Genomic DNA, 21,830 nt, shown 5'->3' with positions numbered 1-21,830 from the left:
CCTTCTTTTCCTACCCATGACCGATTCCTATCTGCAAAGCCTGGGCTTTGTAACGACCACCCCAGGACAACGCCCTAGTTACTCCGCCTTCGGCCGGGCCTGGCGCTACCAGCACGACCACAACGCCCAGGACGGCACCTCGCTCTTTCTTGAGCATCCTCTGGGCATCGACTGCTGCCGCCTCAGCGCCCTGGCAGCTCCGCTGGCGGCTGAAGATGTATTTGCCAGCGTTGCCCTACACGACCAGCCGGCCCTGGCGGCGGCGGTGCAAGCCTTTTATGCTGCCCACGGCGGCATAGGACCCGAGCGCGCCCGGCAACGGGCTAACCGCTTTTTGCCCTACCGGCGGCTGGAATAGCCGTGCAGGCTGCCAGGGTTGCCACCGGCCAGCTAGGTTCCATTAGGGTGAAATAAGGCCAAAAGCCCCGGTAGCCCCGGGGCTTTTGGCCGGCCTGGGGTTGAATACGAGTGATACTACGGCCCTCTACAACAGGAAATAACCGTAACCGCTACCTGTAAAGCGGAGTATAGTTGAGGAGAATACACTTGTTTTCTCGCCGTCTGAGCATGTATGAGCAGTCTGAAGCGTAACAACGTCACCGTGTCGGGAGCCGGCGAGCAGGCCATGGTATTTGTCCATGGCTTCGGCTGCGACCAGCACATGTGGCGGCTGGTGGCGCCCGCCTTCGAGGACCGCTACCAAGTGGTGCTGCTCGACCTGGTAGGCTCGGGCCAGTCGGATCTGACGGCTTATAACCCCGCCCGCTACAGCACCCTGCAAGCTCATGCCCACGACGTGCTGGAAGTACTGCACGAGCTACATCTAAATCAAGTCGTGCTGGTAGGCCACTCGGTAAGCGCCATGATCTGCGTACTGGCTGCCATTGCCGAACCAGCCCGCATAGCCCGTGTGGTGCTGGTGGCGCCCTCGCCCCGCTACCTGAACGACGAGGGCTACGTCGGCGGCTTCGAGCGGGCCGATATCGACGAGCTGCTCGAAGCCATGGACAGCAACTACCTGGGCTGGTCGGCCGGTGTTACGCCCCTTATTATGGGCAACCCCGAGCGGCCCGAGCTGGCTCAGGAGCTCAATCACAGCTTCTGCCGCACCGAGCCCACCATTGCCCGGCATTTCGCCCGGGTCACGTTTCTGTCGGATAACCGGGCCGACTTGCCCCGCCTGCGCACCCCCGCCCTTATTCTGCAGTGCGCCCAGGATGCCTTGGCTCCCCTGGCGGTGGGCAACTATCTCCACCAGCAGCTGCCCGGCAGCCAGCTGGTGCTTATCGAAACCTCCGGCCACTGTCCGCACTTAAGCGCCCCGGCCCTTACTATTGCCGCCATCAAGCAATTCCTGGCCGCCGAAACTCCTGCTGCCTCATGAGCGCCGCGGAGAACGAGCCCCTACCCGAGTTTGACCTGCGGCTAACCCAGGAAAATCTGGAAGAACTCTACGAGCAAGCTCCCTGCGGCTACTGCTCCTGCCTGCCCGATGGCACGCTGGTCAAACTCAACCAAACCCTGCTGAACTGGGTGGGCTATAGCCGGGAAGAGCTCGTGGCCCGGCGCTGTGTGCAGGAGCTTCTCACCATCGGTGGGCGGCTGCACTACGAAACGCATTGCGCGCCGCTGTTGCTGCTCCAGGACCAGGTCCGGGAAATCAGCTACCAGCTGCGCCACCGCGACGGCACCACGGTGCCCGTGCTGGTGAATGCTACCCTGGTGCGCGACGCCAACCAGCAGCCCCTGGTTATACGCTTCACCTTGTTCGACATCACCGACCGGCGCAAGTACGAGCAGGAGTTGCTGCGGGCCAAGGCCGAGGCGGAAGAGCGCCGCGAGCAGCTGAGTATCAAGAATGACCAGCTCACCCGTATCAATGCCGAGCTCGATAATTTCGTCTACACCGCCTCCCACGACTTAAAGCAGCCGGCCAGCAATATGGTGGGCCTGTTTGAGGAGCTGAAGCGCACCGTTACCTTCCACGACCCGGAAGCGGCCTGCATGGTCACTATGTTCGAGGATGCCCTACGGCAGATTCTGAGCACAATTGAGAGCATGACGGAGGTAATTCAGCAGCAGCGCCAGCCCGAGCAGCTGGTGCCGGAAGCCGTGGAGCTGCAGCCCTTCACCGAGGATATACTTCGCACCCTGCAGGCCCAGGTAAACCCCAGCGCGGTATTTACCCTCGATTTTGCCGTGGTACCCACCTTACGCATTTCCCGCACCAGCCTGCACAGTCTGCTCTACAACCTGCTCAGCAACGCGCTGAAATATGCCCAGCCCGGCCGCCGGCCCCACGTGTGGGTAAGTACCACCCGCGAGAGAAGCGGGCCTGTACTCCTCGTGCGCGACAATGGCCGGGGCATCGACTTGCAGCGTCATGGGCAGGAAGTGTTTCAGCTCTTCCGGCGCTTCCACCCCGAAGTAGCCGGCTCCGGCATGGGCCTCTACCTGGTAAAGCGCCTCGTGAATCAGGCGGGCGGGCGCGTGGAAATCGACAGCACGGTGGGGGAGGGGACTACCTTCCGGATGTATTTTTTGGAGTAGAGCCCAGCTGTTTCTGCAGTAAGTTTGCCGGCTATGGAAAACAACCTGCCGGACCTCCAATACCCCATTGGCCGCCCCGTGCTGCCCACGGGCCCCCTTTCCGCCGAAGAGCGCGCTACGTATATCAACCAACTGGCGGCCCTACCGGCCCAGCTTACCGCCGCCGCCCGCAAAGCCGGTGGGGTGCGGCTCGAAAACGCCTACCGCCCCGGCGGCTGGACCGGCCGGCAGGTGCTGCACCATGTGGCCGACGTGCACCAGAATTTCGACATGCGTTTCCGCCTGGCCCTCACCGAAGACAACCCCACCATCCGGCCCTTCGACATGAATGCCTGGGCCGAGCTGCCCGATGTGGCGGCTTCTCCCGTCACGGTGTCGCTGGTGCTGCTCGAGGCGGTGCATTCACGCTGGGTTACCCTGCTCTGGCACCTGACCGAGGAGCAGTGGCGCCGCACCTTCTACCACCCAAGCTACCAGCAAGTCTATACCCTGGACCAGGCCTTGGTGCAGTACAGCTGGCATGGCCGCCACCACTTAGCGCATGTGGAGCTCCTGAGCCGGGAGGACTAGGCGGCTAAAGCGGGTTTTGAAAAATGTGCGCCGGTACGCCGGCTACGCCGGGCTCCAGGGCAAACACGCTGCCACTCAGCGGGTAGGCTTGCAGCTGCTCGGGCGTTAGGTCCTGGCGGGCGGTGGTAATGAACAGGGTTTTCAGCTCCGGTCCGCCGAAGGCACAGGAAGTTGTGTGGGGCGCCGGCACCGGAATGGTTTGGAGCTTCTGGCCCGTAAGTGGGTCGTAGCACCCGACCTGGCCGCCGCCCCAGTGGGCAATCCAGAGGTGGTCTTCCGCATCGATGGTCATACCGTCGGGGTCCCCGTCGGCTTCCGGAATGTGAATCACGGGCCGCGGGTTGCTGATGGCGCCGGTGGCGTGGTCGTAGTCGAAGGCCTGTACTACGTGGGTCGGCGTGTCGATGTAGTACATCGTGCGTTGGTCCCGGGTCCAGACCAAGCCGTTGGAAATGGTGACGCCGGTGAGCATGGTGTGCAGGCGGCCATCGGCGTCGAGGCGGTAAAGCGCGGCCTTGCCGACTTTGCCGTTCATGTCGAGCGTGCCGGCCCAGAAACGGCCGGCCGGGTCGCACTTGCCGTCGTTGAAGCGCAGGCTGGGCTTGGTCAATGGATTGGCCAGCAGGGTGCTTTCTCCACTCAGGGTATTGAGCAGGTGCAGTCCGTTCTGCTGGGCCACCACCACGTGCCCACCCCGGGCCGGGGCCACCGTGCCGATGCGGGAGCCGGTGGCCAACTGGCGGGCCTGGCCGGTAGCGGGGTCAAAAATATGCAGGCTTCGGCCCTCAATATCAACCCAGTAGAGCTTCTCGTCCTGCGGGTTCCAGACGGCGCCTTCGCCCAGCTGGGCCCGGGCCGGCAGGGCCACGCGCAGGGGTGGGTTTTCGGTTGCCATATCAGGAGGTGGTTACGGAGGGAAGCTGACCAGCGCCAAGTGCCCGCCGTAGCACGACGGCCTGTCCGCGTAAGGTTACTTCTTCCGCTCCATGCGTGGTTACGGATGCTACTCGCCCGGTAAGGCCCAGCAAGGCTAGGGCGGCTTCGTAGGGCTGCACCAGGGCCTCTTCGCCGGCCAAGACCACCGCCCCCGTGAAATCGGCCGGAAAGCTGCTCAGCTCGTAGCCAATAAGCAGACCACTGAGGTAATAGAAATTCTCGGACTTGCTGAGCTTGTCGAACAGCTGGTTGGTGCGCACCAGAAAGGCCGCGTGCAGGAGGTTTATATCCTGGCTAGTCCGCACCCCTTGCTCGAAGGCCTGCCGATGGGCCGGGGCCTGGAAGTCGTCGGCCTTCTCGACGGCCGCTGCCAGGATGCTTTGTTGGGAAAGCAAGGCAAAGAACTCGCCCGTCATATACGTTTGCAGCGCTACCGCCTGGCCCCGGCGGACGGTGACGTGCTTGGCGTGCGTGCCGGGGTGCAGGAAGAGCTGGTCCTCGGCAGTAGCGGGCAAGTGGCAGCCCACCAGTTGCACTTCTTCGCCCCGCATGACGTCGTCCGGGGTTTTCACTCCCGAAATCAGCAGCACGGGGTGGCTGAACTCGGCCGTGGCGGGCAGCAGCTTGGTCGTCAGGTCGGTGCCGTCGGTGGCAAACGGGAAGTCTTTGTAGGGCAATTCCAGCATGCCCACGGTGGAGGAAGCCATACCCGAAACTACCACCGGAGTACCGGCCAGCGGGTGCCCAAATTCCGCCTCCAGCTTCTGCACGTGGCGGTGCAGAATACTCAGGTAAAAGCCCAGCCGCCGCTCCGGCGGCTGCCCGGCCTGCTGCCACTGTTTGAACGTGGCCGCGTTGCCTTCATCGGAGGTGGAAGTGGCGACTACCCGTAGGCCCGGCCACTCGACCAGCTTCAGGCGAAACGACGAGGTGCCCCAGTCACAGCTCAGAAAGTGCGTTAGCTCGGCCATACCGGTGGTTTATCTGCTTCAGTGTTGTTCCCATGCTACGGAAATCACCTACCACTCGGCTACGCTGCCGTCGGGGTTGCGCCAGATGGGGTTCTTCCAGTCGTGCCCGGTTTGGGCCCGCTGTATCACGTATTCCTCGTTTACCTGAATGCCCAGGCCCGGCCCGTCGGGGATGTTGGCAAAGCCGTTGTGGTACTCAAACACGGTCGAATCCACCAGGTAGTCGAGCAGGTCGTTGCCGATGTTGTAGTGAATGCCCAGGCTCTGCTCCTGAATGAAGGCATTGTGGCAAGTGGCATCTACTTGCAGGCAGGCGGCCAGGGCTATGGGCCCCAGCGGGCAGTGCGGAGCCGCCGCCACGTCGAAGGCTTCGGCCATGGAAATGATTTTCTTGCACTCCGTGATGCCCCCGGCGTGGCTCAGGTCGGGCTGGATGATATCGACGTAGCCATCGGTCAGCAGCTGCTTGAAGTCCCAGCGCGAAAACATCCGCTCCCCCGTGGCAATAGGAATCGAGGTGTGGCGGGCAATGTCGCGCAGGGCCTCGTTGTTTTCGGCCAGCACCGGCTCCTCAATGAACATGGGCCGGAAGGGCTCCAGCTCCTTGGCCAGAATCTTGGCCATGGGCTTGTGCACCCGCCCGTGAAAGTCGACTCCAATACCCAGGTCCGGCCCACCGGCTTCCCGCACGGCCGCAATCCGGGCCACGGCCGCATCAATTTTGGCGTAGGTATCCACGTAGTGCATTTCCTCGGTGGCGTTCATTTTTACGGCCGTAAAGCCCTTGGCTACCATATTGCTGGCCGCCAGCCCCACCTCGGCCGGCCGGTCGCCCCCAATCCAGGAGTAAACGCGCATCGTGTCGCGGGCTTTGCCCCCGAGCAGCTGGTGGATGGGCGCGTTGTAAAACTTGCCCTTGATATCCCACAGGGCCTGGTCGATGCCGGCAAGGGCACTCATCAGAATGGGCCCGCCCCGGTAGAAGCCGCCCCGGTACATCACGTTCCAGTGGTCTTCGATGTTGCGCGGGTCCTTACCGAGTAGGCTGCCCATGAGCTCCTGCACGGCCGTGGCCACGGTGGCGGCCCGGCCTTCTATCACCGGCTCGCCCCAGCCCACGAGGCCCTCGTCGGTTTCAATCTTGAGGAAGAGCCAGCGGGGCGGCACTTGGTACAGCGTAAAGCCCGTAATTTTCATGGCGGGAGGAAGTTACTGCGGTTCGGAAATAGCCTGTACAAACTGCTGGGCCTTGTGGGTAAGGGCGCGCAAGTACTCGTCGGAAACCGGCTGGCTGGTATCGACCAGGGAGCTGCCCAGGCCAAAGGCGGCGGCTCCGGCCCGCTGAAACGCGCGAATGTTGTCCAGCTTCACCCCGCCCGTGGGCATGAGCGGAATAAAGGGCAGCGGACCCTTAATGTCCTTGAAGTAAGCCGCTCCCAGCGAAGCCGGAAAAACCTTGATGATATCGGCGCCGTGCTCGTAGGCCGTCAGGATTTCGGTTGGGGTGAAGCCGCCCGGAATGCTCACCGCCCCGTAGCGCTTGGTCATCCGGATGGTTTCCACGTTTAGGGTGGGGGAGATGATAAACCGGGCTCCCGCGTCCAGAGCCATGCGGGCGGTTTCGGGGTCGAGTACAGTGCCGGCGCCTACCAGCATCTGCTCGCCCAGCTCGGCGGCTACCCGGGCAATTCCCTGCAGGGCCTTGGGCGAGTTGATGGTGATTTCCACCGACCGAATACCGCCCGCGTGCAGGGCCCGCACGATGCTGACCAGGTCGTCGGGGTTGGCGCCGCGAATAATGGAAACCAGCTGGTGCTGGAGCAAGTGTGATAAGACAGAAGTTGCCATAGTCATAGCCGCTGGATACGAGTAAGAAGACAAAGCCGTAGCTGAACCTAACGCAGCAAAGGCCTCCCGCGTTGATATCTATCGGCGGTTCGTTGGTCCTACCCTTGCTTGCCAGGTAAGCCCGGCAGAGCTGCCTGATTTATTTGGGCTTGCTTTTACTTTTTGGGCGTCTTTCCGCGTCATTGGGTAGGTTTGAGGGCGGGCGCCCTGTTTCCTTCTGCCCGGTCTAGTAGCAGAGCCCTGGTCTTTGCGTAATTTCGTGTTGCCTGAATCCTCCATTTCATTTCCATGAAGTTTACCTCCTTACTACTTGGCTCTCTGCTAGCCCTGAGCACGCTGCTGAGCAGCTGCACCGAGAAGCCCGCTACGGGTACGACTACTGCCGCGCCAGCCGCCACCGAGGCGAAAGCCAGCACCACACCCGTCAAAGAAGCCGTGTACGAATGCCCGATGGGCTGTGAAGGCAGCCGGTCCGCCAAGCCCGGCAAGTGCCCCGTCTGCGGCATGGACCTGGAAAAGAAAAGCTAAGCGGTTTTTCCGTTTCCAACCCGACTTTATCCAAGCCGGAAGGAAGGCACCACCCCCAGCAGGGTGGCACCTTCCTTCCGGCTTGATGTTTTTACCCGGCCCGGGGGGCGATATTTCGGCATCCAGAAAACCGCCGGGTTGGCCTAAAGCCGGGAGTAGCATTATTTGCAGGTAGGCTATAGTGCTTATCTGCGTAAAAAATGCTTGTTTAACGGGGCTGACTGTCGAACCTTGCGGAGCTAAGTATTTGCATAAGTGGAACAAACTCATTACTTGCAGACGCTTAACAATTTCTTAACATGGAAGTCGAAACGTTGAAGTATCCCACGGTCCGCAACTATGTGGCCGGGCAGTTTGTCGACGGTGATGAGCCGCGTAGCCTGGACGTATTCAGTCCCCTGAGCGGGGCGGTTATCTCGACGGTTCCCCTGAGCGGTGCCGCCGCCCTCGACAAGGCCGTGGCCGCGGCCAAAGCCGCTTTTCCAGCGTGGTCGGCGATTCCCATTAAGGAACGGGTACAGGTGTTTTACCGCTACAAAACCCTGCTCGAAAAGCATATCCAGGAGCTGACGCAGCTGGTGCACGACGAGAATGGCAAGACCATGGACGAGGCCCGGGCCGAAGTGGAAAAAGCCATTGAGCTGACCGAGTTTGCCTGCTCCCTGCCCCAGCTCGTATCGGGCGAGCTGCTGGAAGTAAGCAAGGGCGTCGAGTGCCGGGCCGAGCGTAAGCCCCTGGGCGTGGTGGCCAGCATTGCTCCCTTCAACTTTCCCAACATGGTGCCGCACTGGACCATTCCCAACGCCATTGCCCTAGGCAACTGCATGATTCTCAAGCCGTCGGAGCAAGTACCCGTTAGCGCCACCCGCATTGCCGAGCTGCTCCAGGAAGCCGGCCTGCCCGACGGGGTGTTCAACGTGGTGAACGGCGACAAGGAAATTGTGGAGGCCATCTGCGACCATCCTGATATTCAGGCCGTGTCGTTTGTGGGTTCTACCAAAATTGCCAAGGTCGTGTACCGCCGCGCTACGTCTAACCTGAAACGGTGCGTGGCCCTGGGTGGGGCCAAAAACCACCTGCTCGTCTTGCCCGACGCCCACACCGAAATGACGGCCTCCAACGTGGCCGCCTCGATGTCGGGCTGTGCGGGGCAGCGCTGCATGGCCGGCTCGGCCATGGTGGCCGTGGGCTCCGTCGACCATATCATCGACAAGCTGGTGGAGGAAGCCCGCAAAATTGTGCCCGGCCAGAACCTGGGCTCGGTTATCAGCCGGGAGGCCAAGGACCGGATTGAGCGCTACATCACCGAGGCCGAAGCCGCCGGGGCCAAGGTGCTGCTCGACGGCCGCCATGCGGTGGTAGCCGGGCAGGAGGCCGGCTACTACGTGGGCCCCACCGTGGTGGACTACGTGACGCCCGACATGGCCATAGCCCGGGAGGAAGTCTTCGGGCCCGTATTGGCCATTATCCGCACCAAAACCCTGGATGAGGCGCTGGCCATCGAAAATGCCTCGAATTATGGCAACGCGGCCGCCGTCTTTACCCAGAGCGGTGCCCATGCCCGCTACGTGATGGAACACGCCTCGGCCGGCATGATTGGCGTCAACATCGGGGTGCCCGTACCCCGGGAACCCTTCTCCTTTGGCGGCTGGAATGAGTCGAAGTTCGGCACGGCCGACATCACCGGCAAAAGCTCTATCGAGTTCTGGACCCAGATCAAGAAGGTAACCACCAAATGGAACCCCGAGTCGCGGGTGAACTGGATGAGCTAGGCTAGATCAAGAACTTGGTTCTCCTCCTCCGCTAAGTAAGGGCACTAGCCCTTTAACTACTTTCTCCTCCCGATTCTCCCATGGAAACCTACACCGATACCGACCAAGACCAGATTCTGCAGGACAACCTGGAGCACACGCTTTTTTCCTGGTCGAAGCAGGCCGGTCTGAACCCCATCAATGCCGAGCGGGCGGAGGGCGTCTACCTCTGGGACCGGGACGGCAAGCGCTACCTCGACTTTTCGTCCCAGCTGATGAACGTCAACATCGGCCACGGCGACCAGCGCGTGACCGAGGCCGTAGCGGCCCAGATGCGGGAGCTGAGCTACGTGTACCCGGGCATGATTACCAAAGCCCGCGGCGACTTGGGAAAAAAGCTGGCCGACATAACGGCTCCCAACCTGACCAAGGCTTTTTTCACCTTGGGAGGGGCAGAGGCTATTGAAAACGCCATCAAGCTGGCCCGCGTCTACACCGGCCGCCACAAAATAGTGACCCTGTACCAGTCGTTTCACGGGGCCAGCTACGGGGCCATCAGCGCCGGCGGCGACCCGCGCAAGTTCGCCGTCGATAGCCAAGCCATGCCGGGCGTGGTGCACGTCGAGAATCCGTACTTCTACCGCTGCCCCTGGTACAGCAGCACGCCCGAAGAATGCGCCGAGCGGGCCGCCGCCGCCATGGAGCGCATCATTCAGTACGAAAACCCGGGCAGCGTGGCCGCTATTATTCTGGAAGGCGAGTCGGGCACCTCGGGCTGCATCAAGTACCCGCCTACCTACTGGCAGCGGGTGCGTACCATCTGCGACACATACGGTATCCTGCTCGTGGCCGACGAGGTAATGAGCGGCTTTGGGCGCACCGGCAAGTGGTTCGGCTCCGACCACCACGGCGTAAAAGTGGACCTGATGTGCATGGCCAAGGGTATTACGGCCGGCTACCTACCGCTGGGCGCGGTGATGGTGGACGAGGCCATTGCCAAATCCTTCGACGACAAGCCCCTGCCGCTGGGGCTCACCTACTCGGCCCACCCGGTGTCGTGCGCCGCCGCCGTGGCCGTGCTCAGCATTTACGAGGAAGAAAATCTGCTGGAAAACACCGTGACTCTGGGCCACCACCTCGATGCCCGTATGTGCGACCTGATGGCTGAGCACCCGAGCATCGGCGACTGGCGCAACACGGGGCTGTTCGGCTGCATTGAGCTGGTGAAAAACCGGGCGACTAAAGAGCCGATGGCACCTTGGAACGCGGCTCCTCATCAGATGGAAATCATGAACAAGGTGGCTGCCAAAATCAAGGAACTGGGCATGTACACCTTCGTGCGCTGGAACTACATTTTCGTGGCCCCGCCGCTGAGTATCACCAAGGACGAACTGGACGAAGGGCTGGACATGATTTCCCAGGCCCTCCGCATCGCCGACGAGTACGTGACGCAGTAAGTTTGCCCGTCAAACCACAAATAAAAAAGAGGGTCATACCGAGCCCCGCGAGGACTCTTGCGCGCTGATGTTGACAGCGTAATCTGAGTAGCATGGCCCACGAAATGCTTTTCGCTGGTCGGCATACGTACGCCAAGGCAAAAACAGGACGAAACTGAGCTGCAGGCTGTGCTGAAAGCGGCGGCTGGTTACGAGGCGTGCTTTCATTTTCTGAGTTGTCTGCCCGCCGGCTTAACCGGCTTTGGGACACTGCTTTCCTTCTGAAAAATAAGCCGGCGTATACGCTTGCTTTTAGCCGGTAAAAAGCCTACTTTTTCCAACTAAACTTCTTTCACTTTTCCCTTCTGAATGGCGTCTTTGCTACTTAAAAATGGCCGCGTCGTGACGGCCGGTTCCGATTCCGTGTGTGACGTGCTGGTGGAAGGGGAGACGATTGTGGCTATCGGCCGCAACCTGCCGGTGCAAGCCGACCAAACCATCGATTGTAGCGGTAAAATCATGGTGCCGGGGGGCGTCGATCCGCATGTGCACCTGGACATGCCGTTTATGGGCACCTTCAGCTCCGATACCCACGAAACCGGCACCCGCGCCGCCCTGCACGGCGGAACCACCACCGTTATTGATTTTGTGCTGCAGAAGCAGGGCCACAGCCTGCGCGAGGCCCTAACGGAGTGGCAGGGCCGGGCCACCGGCACCGCCGTCGGCGACTATTCCTTTCATATGGCCGTGACGGACTTTAACCCCGGCACTAAGGAGGAAATCAAGGAGATGATTGCGGAAGGTATTACCTCCTTCAAAACCTTCATGGCCTACAAAGGTGCCCTCATGATTGATGACGCCCAGATGGTGGGGCTGATGCAGGAAGTGAAAAAGCATGGTGGCCTGGTGACGGCCCACGCCACCAACGGCGACATGATTGACACGCTCATTGCCCAGCACCGGGCCGCGGGCAAGCTGACGCCGCTCTACCATTATTTGTCGCAGCCCGAAGTAACCGAAGCCGAAGCCTCGGGCCGCTTCGCCGACATTGCCAACTACACCGGCGTGAATGCCTACATCGTACACCTGACCTGCGAGGGCGCCCTGAACCAGGTGCGGCGCGCCACGGAGCGTAACCAGCGCGTGTTTGTGGAAACCTGCATTCAGTACCTGGTGCTCGATGCCTCGCTCTACGAGGATGAGGTGAATGGGGCCAAGGTGGTGATGTCGCCGCCGCTGCGGCAGAAAAAAGACCAGGCCACGCTCTGGGCCGGCATCAACCAGGGCCTGGTACAGGTAGTTGGTACCGACCACTGCCCCTTTATGTGGGAGCAGAAACTCATGGGCAAGGATGACTTCAGCAAAATACCCAACGGGCACCCGGCCATTGAGCACCGCATGGAGCTGCTGTTTTCGGAAGGCGTGGCGACGGGCAAAATCAGCCTGCAGAAGTTCGTGGAAGTCACCAGCACCAACGCGGCCAAGATCTTCGGCATGTTTCCGCGCAAAGGCACCATCAGCATCGGCGCCGATGCCGACTTAGTTCTTTTCGACCCCACCGCCAGGCACACCATTTCAGCCGACACCCACCATATGAACTGCGACTACTCGGCCTACGAGGGCTGGGAACTGACCGGCAAAATTGAGACGGTGATTCTGCGCGGCCAAGTAGCCGTGCACGGCGGCGAAACCAAAGTCGGCCGCGGCTACGGGCAGTTTATCAAGCGCGGCACAACGGCTTTTTAAACCCATGTCCTTGCTGCGTGCCTCGCAAGGACACAGGCTCAGCTTTGTCTGGCGTCTTCTTCCTGACTCGAAAATCAACTTTCTCCCACACCCTTTTCTCCTCTCTTTCCGATGCCACGAATCATTAAATCTGGGTTGATCCAGATGAGTTTGCCCATCAGTGAAGGCGAAGGCACCATGGCCGAAATCATGGAAGCCATGGTGCAGAAGCACATTCCGCTCATCGAAGAGGCCGGCCGCCAGGGCGTGCAGATTCTGTGCTTGCAGGAAATCTTCAACACGCCCTATTTCTGCCCCGGCCAGGACAAGGCCTGGTACGCCTCGGCCGAGTCGGTGCCCGGCCCGACCACGGACCGCATGGCCGAGTACGCCAAGAAGTACAACATGGTGATGATTGTGCCGATTTATGAGCGGGAAGCCGCCGGCTTCCTCTACAACACGGCCGCCGTCATCGACGCCGACGGCACTTACCTGGGCAAGTACCGCAAGAACCACATTCCCCACACCTCCGGCTTCTGGGAGAAGTTTTTCTTCAAGCCCGGCAACCTGGGGTACCCCGTGTTCCAGACTAAGTATGCCAAGGTAGGCGTCTACATCTGCTACGACCGGCATTTCCCCGACGGGGCCCGGGTGCTGGGCCTGAACGGGGCCGAAATCGTGTATAACCCCTCGGCCACGGTGGCGGGCCTCTCGCAGTACCTCTGGAAGCTGGAGCAGCCGGCCCACGCGGCGGCCAACGGCTATTTCATGGGCTGCATCAACCGCGTCGGCACCGAGAAACCCTGGAATCTGGGTAAGTTCTACGGTACCAGCTACTTCGTGGACCCCCGCGGGCAGATTTTTGCCCAAGCTTCGGAAGAAAACGATGAGCTGCTGGTCGCCGAGTTCGACCTGGACCTGATAGACGAGGTGCGCGCCACCTGGCAGTTCTTCCGCGACCGTCGCCCCGAGACCTACGAGAAGCTCGTCGAATTATAATCGTATCTTCTTAAGAGGTTGACTAGCAACGATTGGCGGCTGTGCGTCAATCGTTGCTCGCGCTTCTAGTGCCCAGTAAGTAGCCCCGTTGCTGCTGTTGTTCCGACTTTTTCCTGTTGCCATTGCCCCACCGTTACCCTCTCCCTTTTTCCCATGGCTGAGTACACTACCCCGACTTCCGAGCCGGAATTCCACGCCAATTTCTCCCAGCTCAAACCCCGGATGAACGCTACCGAGGCGCTATTGGAAAGCTCCCGCTGCCTGTTCTGCTTCGATGCCCCCTGCATCAAGGCCTGCCCCTCCGGCATCGATATTCCGCAGTTTATCCGCCAGATCAACACCGGCAATACGACCGGGGCCGCCGTTACCATCTACGAAGCCAACTACTTCGGCAATGCCTGCGGTAAAGTCTGCCCTACGGAAGTGCTCTGCGAGGGGGCTTGCGTGTATAACCTGCAGGACGTGAAGCCGATTGAAATAGGGCGCCTGCAAAGCTTTGCCACGCGTGAGGCCATCGAAAAAAGCAAGCCGCTCTTTGGTCCCGGCGCCCCCAATGGCCGCAAAGTTGCCATCATTGGGGCGGGCCCGGCTGGTATTTCGGCCGCCTGTGAGCTGCGCCATCTGGGATATGAGGTCGACGTGTTTGAGGCCAAGTCCCAGCCGTCGGGGCTGACGGTATACGGTGTGGCGCCCTACAAAATCACCAACGAGGAAGTGCTGGCCGAAATGGCGTATCTGGAGGCGCAGTTCGGCTTCAAGGTGCAGTATAACCAGCCCATTACTTCCCGGCGGGAGTTGGACGCGCTGGAAGAATCATACGATGCTATTTTCCTGGGAATTGGGCTGGGACTCACCAACCCGCTGTTGTTGCCGGGCGAGGAACGAGCGAACTGCGTGGGAGCGGTGGAGTTTATTGAGCAGCTGCGCCAGAAGCACCACCAAATGGCCGTGGGCCGCAAGGTCATCGTGCTGGGCGGGGGCAACACGGCCATGGATGCCGCTTCGGAGTCGGCGCGCCTCGGAGCGGAGAATGTAATTCTGGCTTACCGCCGCGGCAAGCAGGAAATGGGGGCCTACGAGTTCGAGTACGACTTGGCCAAGGGTGTCGGCGTGAAAGGCTTGTTTAACGTGGCGCCCGTCGAGATTGTGGGCAATGGCAAGGTGGAAGGGGTGAAGTTTATTCGTACTGCTACCATCAACGGGCATGTGCAGGTGGTGCCGGGCAGTGAGTTTGTTGAGCCCTGCGACATGGTCATTAAAGCAACAGGGCAAGCCAAGCAAACCCAATTCCTGAGCCTGATTCCCGGCTTGCGGCTGGATAATAAGGGGCGAATTGTGGCGGATGAGCGCACCGGGCAAACCACGAACCCCAAGTATTTCACCTCCGGCGACGCCCGCAACGGCGGGGCCGAGGTGGTGAATGCCGCCGCCGAGGGCAAAGCCACGGCCCGCGGTATTCACGCCTTTTTGAGTAAGTAACCCAGTCAAGGAGCTGTCATCCTTCGCAAGCTCAGGATGCCATTACGATAAAACGAACCAATGCCAGATCTGTCCATAAATTTTGCCGGTATCAAGTCGCCTAACCCGTTCTGGCTGGCTTCGGCTCCGCCCACCAACTCCGGCTACCAGGTCATGAAGGCCTTCGACGCGGGCTGGGGCGGGGCCGTGTGGAAAACCCTGGGCGTGCCCGTCGTGAACGTCTCGAGCCGCTACGGGGGCGTCAACTACCGGGATAAGCGCCTGATTGGCTTCAATAACATCGAGCTGATTTCGGACCGCCCCCTGGCCGACAACCTGCGCGAAATTGAGGAAGTGAAAAAGCGCTTCCCCCACCACGCTGTCATTGCCTCCCTGATGGTGCAAAGCCGGCAGGAGTGGCACGACATCGTGCGCGACGTGCAGAACGCCGGCTCCGACGGCATCGAGCTGAATTTTGGCTGCCCCCACGGCATGTGCGAGCGGGGCATGGGCTCGGCCGTGGGGCAGGAGCCGGAGGTGCTGCAAACCATCGTGGAGTGGGTGATGGAAGTAGCCAAGATTCCGGTCATTGTGAAGCTGACGCCCAACATCAGTGACATCACCGAGCCGGCCCTGGCCGCCCGCCGCGGAGGCGCCGATGCTATTTCCTTGATCAACACCATTCAAAGCATAGTAGGAGTGGACCTCGACCGGTTTGCGCCCTATCCGATAGTGGACGGGCAGGGCTCCAACGGGGGCTATTGCGGGCCGGCCGTGAAGCCCATTGCCCTGAACATGGTAAAAAACTGCGCCCAGCACCCCGGTGTGCAGCTGCCTATTTCGGGCATTGGCGGCATCGAGAACTGGCGCGATGCGGTAGAGCACATCCTGCTGGGCGCCAGCAGTGTGCAGGTGTGCACGGCAGCCATGCATTTCGGCTTCGGCATCATTCGCGAAATGACCAGCGGCCTGGACCAATACATGACCGAAAAAGGCTTTCACACCATTTATGACATGGTTGGCAAGGCCCTGCCTAATGTCCGGCACTGGGAAGATCTGAACCTGAAATACAAGGTGACGGCCACCATCAACGAGGACAAGTGCATCGGTTGCCAGCTGTGCTACACGGCCTGTGAGGATGGCGCCCACCAAGCCATTCGGTTGCAGGAAGGCACGCGGGTGCCCGCCATTATCGACGAGAACTGCGTGGGCTGTAATCTGTGTTCTTTGGTATGCCCCGTGGAGCAGTGCATCACGATGGAGCGCCGCGACGACGGCACCGAGCACCTGACCTGGAAAGAGCGGACCCAGGCTGGCACTATCCCCACCGAGTTCAACGATGAACGGGCCGGGGGGCGTCATCACTGGGTGCCCGAGCCAGCCGCCGCCCTGGGCAAAGAGAAACACAAGACCTTACCTGGCACAGCGCGGCAGTACGCGGCCCAGGATGCGGCCAAGCGGCTGGCAGCCTCGGCAACTAGCGCTGAGTAAACGGGTTATAAACCAAACAGTAGAGTACGGAAAACAAAAGGCGCGGCCTGAAAACGGAGAAATCCGGTTTTAGGCCGCGCTTTCCACGTTTGGGTAGCACTGACTAGCTCCTGCATAGAACACTTATTAAGTAAATTTATTATTGCGTAAGTACCAATAAATGAATTGTTAGAAGCTATTCTAAAATAAAAGTTATATTATTTATTGCTTAAATTCTAAAATATACGTTACTTGTTCGTAATAGACATCTACATCCCGCCTACTGTAGAGATATTGATTATTCGGGCTCCTCACAAACAGTAGTATATGGAACGGTACAGACACTACTCCGACGCTTCGCGCCTAGTGTTGCCAGCAGTTGATGTGCTCCTGATTTTTGGAGCATTCCGCCTTGCCGGACGAATGATATGGGGTAACTGGCAGTTTACGGGTGATGCTCCCTACTGCTTCGTAATATTCGGGCTGCTCTGGTGGCTGCTTTCCGGGCAGTTTGCCAACATCTACCGGGTTGATAAGCTGATAACCTACCCCGAGAAGCTGCTGTACCTGATGCGCACCTTCCTGCTCCACGCCTGTATCGTTTTGGCGGTGGTCCTGACGCTGGAGCTGCACTGGTTGTCGCTGCGCTACATCTTTGCCGTGTATAGCTTCTCCGTAGCCGGGGTGGTGGGAGCACGTTTTCTTATCACCTTTTGCTACCGGGCTTACCACCGCCACGTGGCCCGGCCCCATTCACGCTTTGTTATTGTGGGGGCCGGGGAAAACGGGCAGGAGCTGTACCGCTTCCTTGAGTCGCACGACCCGATTGGGAATCAGTTTCAGGGCTTTTTTGCCGACGAGCCGGTAGCGGAAGGGCTACGGCCCTACCTGCGCGGCTCCCTGGCCGAGCTGAAAAATTACTGCCTGCGCACGACTATCGACGAAATCTACTTTACCCTGCCCCTCGACCGGCACGCGCTTATCGAAGACCTTTCCCAGTTTGCCGACGACCATTTTCTCTCCTTCCGCATCGTGCCCGACTTCAAAGGCACCGTGCGGCGCGAAGTCAACGTGTATTTCTACGACCACCTGCCCATTCTCACCATCCGGCACCAGCCCTTGGGCATTCGAACCAACCAGGTGCTCAAGCGGCTATTTGATATCGGGTTTTCCCTGGCCGTTATTCTGCTGGCCTTCCCCTTCATCATGCCCCTGCTGGCCTTGCTCATCAAACTCGACTCGCCCGGGCCTGTCTTCTTCAAGCAGATGCGGCCCGGTAAGCGCAACCACTTATTTCCGTGCTATAAGCTACGGACCATGCGCGCCGACCACCGCCAGACCGAGTTGCAGGCTACCTACGCCGACCCTCGGGTAACGCGTGTAGGGCGCTACCTGCGCAAGTACAACCTCGACGAGCTGCCGCAGTTCTTCAACGTGCTCCTGGGTCATATGTCGGTGGTAGGGCCCCGGCCCAATATGGTGTCGCAGCTGGAGGAATATTCCAAGCATATCCGCACTTACCAGATGCGCCACGCCGTGACGCCGGGCATCACGGGCTACGCCCAGGTAAATGGCTACCGTGGCGAAACCCGCGCCCCGCAGGCCATGCGCAAACGGGTGGAGTACGACCTGAAGTACATGGAAACCTGGACGTTTGGCCTGGATATGAAAATCATCGGCAAAACCGTCTGGAATATGATTCGCGGGGAGAAAAACGCCTACTAGGCACTGCTTGCCAGGTGCAACGTGCCGCCCGGGCCCTCGGGCGGCCCCTTCTGTGCCCTTTGTTGACTGCTAATGCCTGCTGCTATGTTGCCCAAGCGCCTTGTTCTGGACTCATGGATTTCTACCGGAACCCCGGCTGATTTCGTGTCGGCCATCCTGGCGCTGGGAGCCGCCCGCTCCTCGGCCTACGTGTGCTGCGCCAACGTGCACATGGTCGTAGAAGCCCATCAGCACCCTGATTTCCGCCGCATCCTGGACGAGGCCACTATCGTGACGCCCGATGGCAGCCCGGTGGCGGCGGCGGTGGGCTTGTTCCACGGCCAGTCCCAGCCCCGTATTGCCGGCATGGATTTATTACCGGCTTTGCTGGCCGAAGCCGCGCGGCGGGGGCAGTCGGTGTATTTCTACGGAACCACCGAGGAAGTGCTGGCGGCTATGGTGGCCCGGGCCCGGCGCGAGTTGCCCAGCTTAAAGATTGCAGGTACCCACTCCCCACCGTTTCGGCCGCTTACGCCCGAAGAAGATGAGGCCGAAGTAGCCGCCATTAACGCCGCCGACCCCGACCTGCTGTTTGTGGCCCTGGGCTGCCCCCGGCAGGAACGCTGGATGGCCGCCCATCGGGGGCGGGTGCGGAGCTGCATGCTAGGAGTAGGGCAGGCCTTTCCGGTCTACGCCGGTCTGGAGCGGCGCCTGCCCGCCTGGGCGCGGCGGCTGTGGCTTGAATGGGCTTACCGGCTGTATCTGGAGCCTAAGCGCCTCTGGAAACGCTACCTGCATACCAATACCCGCTTTGTCTACTTGATGGGGCGCCGCGCCTTGGCTCATCTGGCGGGTCGTTCCCGGGTATCGATAAGTACTAAGTAACCCTTCGCTGCTTTCGGAGTGGGCACAGGGCAAAGCTGCTTTATTGTGTACTATGTTTATGTAGAATTGATTTTTGTAAAAATTATTTAATAATTTTTATTGATAATATTATAATAAGTTTTATATTTCATCATCTAAGTATGCGGCAGGTAAGCCAGTGGTAGCCACCTGATTCAACTTCTCTTCTTCTGAACTCTCTCCCTTATCATCCACACAGTATGAAAGCAGTAATACTCGCGGGCGGCTACGGCACCCGAATCAGCGAAGAAAGCGGCGTGCGGCCCAAACCCATGGTGGAAATCGGCGGCAAGCCCATTCTGTGGCACATTATGAAGATATATGCCCACCACGGCATCCGGGATTTTGTGGTGTGCTGCGGCTACAAAGGCCATATGATTAAACAGTACTTCTCGGATTATTTCTTGCATAACTCCGATGTTACCTTCCGGATGGACCGCAACGAAATGCAGATTCACCGCAGCAACGCCGAGCCCTGGACGGTAACGCTGGTGGACACCGGCCAAGAAACCATGACGGGCGGGCGTCTGCGCCGCGTGCGAGAACACCTTGACAACGAAACCTTCTGCCTGACCTACGGCGACGGCGTCGGCAACGTCGACATCCAGGCCGCTATTCGCCACCACCAGCAGCAGGGCGCCCTGGCCACGCTTACGGCGGTGCGTCAGCCCGGCCGCTTCGGGGTTTTCTCTCTGGGCGACGAATCCAGCCGCATTTCCAACTTTATGGAAAAGCCGGAAGGAGGCGAAACCCCCTGGATTAACGGAGGATTTTTCGTGTTGGAGCCCGCCGTGTTCGACTATATCGACGACGACGATACCGTTTGGGAAAAAGGCCCACTAGAGCGCCTGGCCGCCGATGGAGCCCTGGCCGCCTACCGCCACACCGGCTTCTGGCAGCCCATGGATACCCTGCGCGACCGAAATATGCTGGAGGAGATGTGGAGCACTGGCAAAGCCCAGTGGAAAGTATGGGGCAACACGGTGACGACACCCGCCCCCGACCCGGTGCTGACCGACATCATGACGTCGGCAGTAGCCGCCCCGGCCGGCCAGCGCGTGGCCGCGCCTACGCTGCTGCCCAACGCTTAAAACACCCTCTGAATTGAATTAAAGCACGTTGTCGTGTTTCCCGCAGCAGTGCGGCTGGCAACATATTGCCTTCACTTTCAACGCTCACTTCCTTCGTATGCAACGCATCCTCATTACTGGTAATATGGGCTACGTTGGGCCCGGCGTGGTACGCCACCTACGACGCGAGTTTCCCCAAGCGGAGCTTATCGGCTACGATATGGGCTACTTTGCCCACTGCCTCACCGGCGCTGAGCGCCTGCCCGAATCCCGCCTCGACCGGCAGCTCTTCGGCGACGTGCGCCACCTGCCCGATTCCCTGCTGCAGGAAATAGACGCGGTAGTGCACTTGGCCGCCATTTCCAACGACCCCATGGGCCAGACCTACGAGGACGTGACCCTGGAAATAAATTACCGGGCCGGTATCTGGCTGGCCCGCCGGGCCAAAGCGGCCGGCGTAAAATCCTTCGTTTTTGCCAGTTCCTGCAGTATGTATGGCGCCGGGGGCGACGGCGCTAAAACCGAGCAGTCGGAACTGAACCCACTGACAGCCTATGCCCGCTCCAAGGTGCTGAGCGAGCAGGAGCTGGCCCCCCTGGCCGACGAGAACTTCCGCATTACCTGCCTGCGCTTTGCTACGGCCTGCGGCTGGAGCGACCGGCTCCGCCTGGATCTGGTGGTGAACGACTTTGTGGCCGGCGCCGTCTCGACGGGCCGCATCAGCATTCTGAGCGACGGTTCGCCCTGGCGCCCCCTGATTCATGTGCAGGACATGGCCCGTGCCATCGAATGGGCTATTGGCCGCCCAGCCGACTGCGGCGGGGTTTTCCTGGCTATCAATGCGGGTTCGGAGGAGTGGAACTACCAGGTGCGCGACCTAGCCGCTGCCATTGCCGATAGGATTCCCGGCACGGCCGTGGAGCTAAATTCCAGCGCCCCGCCGGATAAGCGTTCCTACCGCGTGGATTTCAGCTTGTTTCGCCAGCTGGCCCCCAACCACCAGCCCCGGCGTACGCTGGCCGACACCATCACCGAGCTGCGCGACGGCCTGATCCGGATGGGCTTCCGCGACGCGGAATTCCGCTCGTCCCAGCTGATGCGCCTGCGGGTGCTGTCGGCCCTGCGCGAGAGTGGGCAGCTGGACGAAAGCCTAACCTGGGCTGCGGAGCCGCAAGGCCCGGCCGTTGTGGGCCAGGAGGCAGAACCCGCCGAACTGGCTTTGTCCTGATGCCCTAGACTGTCTATTCTTTCCTTTTTCACCACCGCTACACCTCTTTCCCTATGATTTTCACGGAGACTGAACTACCGGGTGCCTTTATCATCGACGTTGACCGCCTGTCGGACGAGCGCGGCTTTTTTGCCCGCTCCTGGTGCGCCGACGAGTTTGCTGCCCATGGCATTCTGATGCCCCCCTTGCAAGCCAACGTGTCGTCGAATCCCCGCAAAGGCACGCTGCGTGGCATGCATTTCCAGCTGCCGCCGCACGAGGAAACCAAGCTGGTGCGCTGCACCCAGGGCGCCATCTACGACGTCATTGTGGACCTTAGGGAAGAGTCGCCGACCTACGGGCAGTGGCTGGGCGTGGAGCTGACGGCCTCCAGCTTCCGCATGCTGTTTGTGCCGGGCCGGTTTGCCCACGGCTTCCTGACGCTGACCGACAACACCGACGTGTGCTACCAGGTATCGGCCAAGTATGCGCCCGGAGCCGAGCGGGGCCTGCGCTGGAACGACCCAGCCATCAACATCCAGTGGCCCTTTGACCCGGTGCTGGTGTCGGAAAAAGACAGCCGCCACCCCGATTTTCACCTGTTGATGCCCGAAATTCAAGTCGAAGCCAAGATGTGAGCTAGCCAGTGCCGGGCAAAAAAGGATGCTTTGCTCGGTACTGGCTTGGGCCCACGGCTTCATTCG

Annotated in this window: 20 protein-coding genes; 16 read left to right on the top strand and 4 right to left on the bottom strand. The window is 60.4% G+C overall.

The window, feature by feature from the left end; translation table 11 throughout:
• Positions 1 to 16: 16 nt before the first annotated feature.
• The 4 genes from E5K02_RS07640 (at position 17) to E5K02_RS07625 (ending at position 3,120) form a co-directional block, all read left to right on the top strand.
• Positions 17 to 358, top strand: a complete 342-nt coding sequence (locus E5K02_RS07640; protein WP_135393644.1) for a hypothetical protein — start codon at positions 17 to 19, stop codon at positions 356 to 358.
• Between the two features lie 213 nt (positions 359 to 571).
• Positions 572 to 1,384: an alpha/beta fold hydrolase gene (locus E5K02_RS07635; protein ID WP_135393642.1), complete on the top strand. Its 813-nt coding sequence runs from the start codon at positions 572 to 574 to the stop codon at positions 1,382 to 1,384.
• A complete protein-coding gene (locus E5K02_RS07630; protein ID WP_135393640.1) occupies positions 1,381 to 2,550 on the top strand; it encodes a PAS domain-containing sensor histidine kinase in 1,170 nt (389 codons plus the stop codon). The genes E5K02_RS07635 and E5K02_RS07630 overlap by 4 nt, the downstream gene beginning before the upstream one ends.
• A 33-nt stretch (positions 2,551 to 2,583) precedes the next feature.
• Positions 2,584 to 3,120 (top strand): YfiT family bacillithiol transferase, encoded by a 537-nt coding sequence (locus E5K02_RS07625; RefSeq protein ID WP_135393638.1) that lies wholly within the window; start codon positions 2,584 to 2,586, stop codon positions 3,118 to 3,120.
• Positions 3,121 to 3,124: 4 nt separating this feature from the next.
• Here E5K02_RS07625 and E5K02_RS07620 read toward each other — a convergent pair whose 3' ends face one another.
• The 4 genes from E5K02_RS07620 to E5K02_RS07605 are packed head-to-tail and all read right to left on the bottom strand — an operon-like array spanning position 3,125 to position 6,875.
• Positions 3,125 to 4,015, bottom strand: a complete 891-nt coding sequence (locus E5K02_RS07620) for an SMP-30/gluconolactonase/LRE family protein (protein WP_135393636.1) — start codon at positions 4,013 to 4,015, stop codon at positions 3,125 to 3,127.
• Between the two features lies 1 nt (position 4,016).
• On the bottom strand, positions 4,017 to 5,027 hold the full coding sequence (locus E5K02_RS07615; RefSeq protein WP_135393634.1) for a 2-dehydro-3-deoxygalactonokinase: 1,011 nt from the start codon (positions 5,025 to 5,027) through the stop codon (positions 4,017 to 4,019).
• A gap of 48 nt (positions 5,028 to 5,075) precedes the next feature.
• Positions 5,076 to 6,224, bottom strand: coding sequence for a galactonate dehydratase (dgoD, locus tag E5K02_RS07610; RefSeq protein WP_135393632.1), 1,149 nt, complete (start codon positions 6,222 to 6,224; stop codon positions 5,076 to 5,078).
• Positions 6,225 to 6,236: 12 nt separating this feature from the next.
• The gene (locus tag E5K02_RS07605) at positions 6,237 to 6,875 is read right to left on the bottom strand and encodes a bifunctional 4-hydroxy-2-oxoglutarate aldolase/2-dehydro-3-deoxy-phosphogluconate aldolase (protein ID WP_135393630.1); all 639 of its coding nucleotides are present in this window, start codon (positions 6,873 to 6,875) and stop codon (positions 6,237 to 6,239) included.
• Between the two features lie 288 nt (positions 6,876 to 7,163).
• On the opposite strand from E5K02_RS07605, the gene E5K02_RS07600 reads away from it, so the two are divergent.
• From E5K02_RS07600 to rfbC, 12 genes are all read left to right on the top strand, one after another.
• Positions 7,164 to 7,403, top strand: a complete 240-nt coding sequence (locus E5K02_RS07600; protein ID WP_135393628.1) for a heavy metal-binding domain-containing protein — start codon at positions 7,164 to 7,166, stop codon at positions 7,401 to 7,403.
• Between the two features lie 299 nt (positions 7,404 to 7,702).
• Entirely contained in the window at positions 7,703 to 9,175 is a 1,473-nt protein-coding gene (locus E5K02_RS07595; RefSeq protein ID WP_240737190.1) for a CoA-acylating methylmalonate-semialdehyde dehydrogenase, read from the top strand.
• Between the two features lie 80 nt (positions 9,176 to 9,255).
• Entirely contained in the window at positions 9,256 to 10,611 is a 1,356-nt protein-coding gene (locus E5K02_RS07590; protein WP_135393626.1) for an aminotransferase class III-fold pyridoxal phosphate-dependent enzyme, read from the top strand.
• 348 nt (positions 10,612 to 10,959) lie between these two features.
• Entirely contained in the window at positions 10,960 to 12,336 is a 1,377-nt protein-coding gene (gene hydA, locus E5K02_RS07585; RefSeq protein ID WP_135393618.1) for a dihydropyrimidinase, read from the top strand.
• Between the two features lie 111 nt (positions 12,337 to 12,447).
• Positions 12,448 to 13,314 (top strand): nitrilase-related carbon-nitrogen hydrolase, encoded by an 867-nt coding sequence (locus E5K02_RS07580; protein ID WP_240737189.1) that lies wholly within the window; start codon positions 12,448 to 12,450, stop codon positions 13,312 to 13,314.
• A gap of 153 nt (positions 13,315 to 13,467) precedes the next feature.
• Positions 13,468 to 14,793 (top strand): NAD(P)-dependent oxidoreductase, encoded by a 1,326-nt coding sequence (locus tag E5K02_RS07575; protein WP_135393616.1) that lies wholly within the window; start codon positions 13,468 to 13,470, stop codon positions 14,791 to 14,793.
• Positions 14,794 to 14,853: 60 nt separating this feature from the next.
• Positions 14,854 to 16,263, top strand: a complete 1,410-nt coding sequence (gene preA, locus E5K02_RS07570) for an NAD-dependent dihydropyrimidine dehydrogenase subunit PreA (RefSeq protein ID WP_135393614.1) — start codon at positions 14,854 to 14,856, stop codon at positions 16,261 to 16,263.
• A gap of 306 nt (positions 16,264 to 16,569) precedes the next feature.
• Positions 16,570 to 17,967: an exopolysaccharide biosynthesis polyprenyl glycosylphosphotransferase gene (locus E5K02_RS07565; RefSeq protein WP_135393612.1), complete on the top strand. Its 1,398-nt coding sequence runs from the start codon at positions 16,570 to 16,572 to the stop codon at positions 17,965 to 17,967.
• Positions 17,968 to 18,039: 72 nt separating this feature from the next.
• Complete coding sequence (locus E5K02_RS07560) at positions 18,040 to 18,831, top strand: WecB/TagA/CpsF family glycosyltransferase (protein WP_240737188.1); 792 nt, start codon at positions 18,040 to 18,042, stop codon at positions 18,829 to 18,831.
• Between the two features lie 218 nt (positions 18,832 to 19,049).
• A complete protein-coding gene (rfbF, locus tag E5K02_RS07555) occupies positions 19,050 to 19,940 on the top strand; it encodes a glucose-1-phosphate cytidylyltransferase (protein WP_135393610.1) in 891 nt (296 codons plus the stop codon).
• 97 nt (positions 19,941 to 20,037) lie between these two features.
• On the top strand, positions 20,038 to 21,147 hold the full coding sequence (locus E5K02_RS07550; RefSeq protein ID WP_135393608.1) for an NAD-dependent epimerase/dehydratase family protein: 1,110 nt from the start codon (positions 20,038 to 20,040) through the stop codon (positions 21,145 to 21,147).
• 53 nt (positions 21,148 to 21,200) lie between these two features.
• Entirely contained in the window at positions 21,201 to 21,764 is a 564-nt protein-coding gene (gene rfbC / locus E5K02_RS07545; RefSeq protein WP_135393606.1) for a dTDP-4-dehydrorhamnose 3,5-epimerase, read from the top strand.
• Positions 21,765 to 21,830: the final 66 nt, after the last annotated feature.

Origin of the sequence: Hymenobacter metallicola (assembly GCF_004745645.1) — a bacterium.
GTDB lineage: Bacteria > Bacteroidota > Bacteroidia > Cytophagales > Hymenobacteraceae > Hymenobacter > Hymenobacter metallicola.
Note: the sequence above shows the minus strand (reverse complement) of the source record. Positions and strands in the feature narration are given on the sequence as shown.

Excerpts from the sequence above, each read along its gene's own strand:
- E5K02_RS07600 (WP_135393628.1), top strand. The coding sequence starts at position 7,164 with ATGAAGTTTACCTCCTTACTACTTGGCTCTCTGCTAGCCCTGAGCACG.
- E5K02_RS07615 (WP_135393634.1), bottom strand. The coding sequence starts at position 5,027 with ATGGCCGAGCTAACGCACTTTCTGAGCTGTGACTGGGGCACCTCGTCG.
- dgoD (WP_135393632.1), bottom strand. The coding sequence starts at position 6,224 with ATGAAAATTACGGGCTTTACGCTGTACCAAGTGCCGCCCCGCTGGCTC.
- E5K02_RS07550 (WP_135393608.1), top strand. The coding sequence starts at position 20,038 with ATGCAACGCATCCTCATTACTGGTAATATGGGCTACGTTGGGCCCGGC.
- rfbC (WP_135393606.1), top strand. The coding sequence starts at position 21,201 with ATGATTTTCACGGAGACTGAACTACCGGGTGCCTTTATCATCGACGTT.
- E5K02_RS07560 (WP_240737188.1), top strand. The coding sequence starts at position 18,040 with ATGCCTGCTGCTATGTTGCCCAAGCGCCTTGTTCTGGACTCATGGATT.
- E5K02_RS07620 (WP_135393636.1), bottom strand. The coding sequence starts at position 4,015 with ATGGCAACCGAAAACCCACCCCTGCGCGTGGCCCTGCCGGCCCGGGCC.
- preA (WP_135393614.1), top strand. The coding sequence starts at position 14,854 with ATGCCAGATCTGTCCATAAATTTTGCCGGTATCAAGTCGCCTAACCCG.
- E5K02_RS07565 (WP_135393612.1), top strand. The coding sequence starts at position 16,570 with ATGGAACGGTACAGACACTACTCCGACGCTTCGCGCCTAGTGTTGCCA.
- E5K02_RS07590 (WP_135393626.1), top strand. The coding sequence starts at position 9,256 with ATGGAAACCTACACCGATACCGACCAAGACCAGATTCTGCAGGACAAC.
- E5K02_RS07640 (WP_135393644.1), top strand. The coding sequence starts at position 17 with ATGACCGATTCCTATCTGCAAAGCCTGGGCTTTGTAACGACCACCCCA.
- E5K02_RS07630 (WP_135393640.1), top strand. The coding sequence starts at position 1,381 with ATGAGCGCCGCGGAGAACGAGCCCCTACCCGAGTTTGACCTGCGGCTA.
- hydA (WP_135393618.1), top strand. The coding sequence starts at position 10,960 with ATGGCGTCTTTGCTACTTAAAAATGGCCGCGTCGTGACGGCCGGTTCC.
- rfbF (WP_135393610.1), top strand. The coding sequence starts at position 19,050 with ATGAAAGCAGTAATACTCGCGGGCGGCTACGGCACCCGAATCAGCGAA.
- E5K02_RS07605 (WP_135393630.1), bottom strand. The coding sequence starts at position 6,875 with ATGGCAACTTCTGTCTTATCACACTTGCTCCAGCACCAGCTGGTTTCC.
- E5K02_RS07635 (WP_135393642.1), top strand. The coding sequence starts at position 572 with ATGAGCAGTCTGAAGCGTAACAACGTCACCGTGTCGGGAGCCGGCGAG.
- E5K02_RS07625 (WP_135393638.1), top strand. The coding sequence starts at position 2,584 with ATGGAAAACAACCTGCCGGACCTCCAATACCCCATTGGCCGCCCCGTG.
- E5K02_RS07575 (WP_135393616.1), top strand. The coding sequence starts at position 13,468 with ATGGCTGAGTACACTACCCCGACTTCCGAGCCGGAATTCCACGCCAAT.
- E5K02_RS07580 (WP_240737189.1), top strand. The coding sequence starts at position 12,448 with ATGCCACGAATCATTAAATCTGGGTTGATCCAGATGAGTTTGCCCATC.
- E5K02_RS07595 (WP_240737190.1), top strand. The coding sequence starts at position 7,703 with ATGGAAGTCGAAACGTTGAAGTATCCCACGGTCCGCAACTATGTGGCC.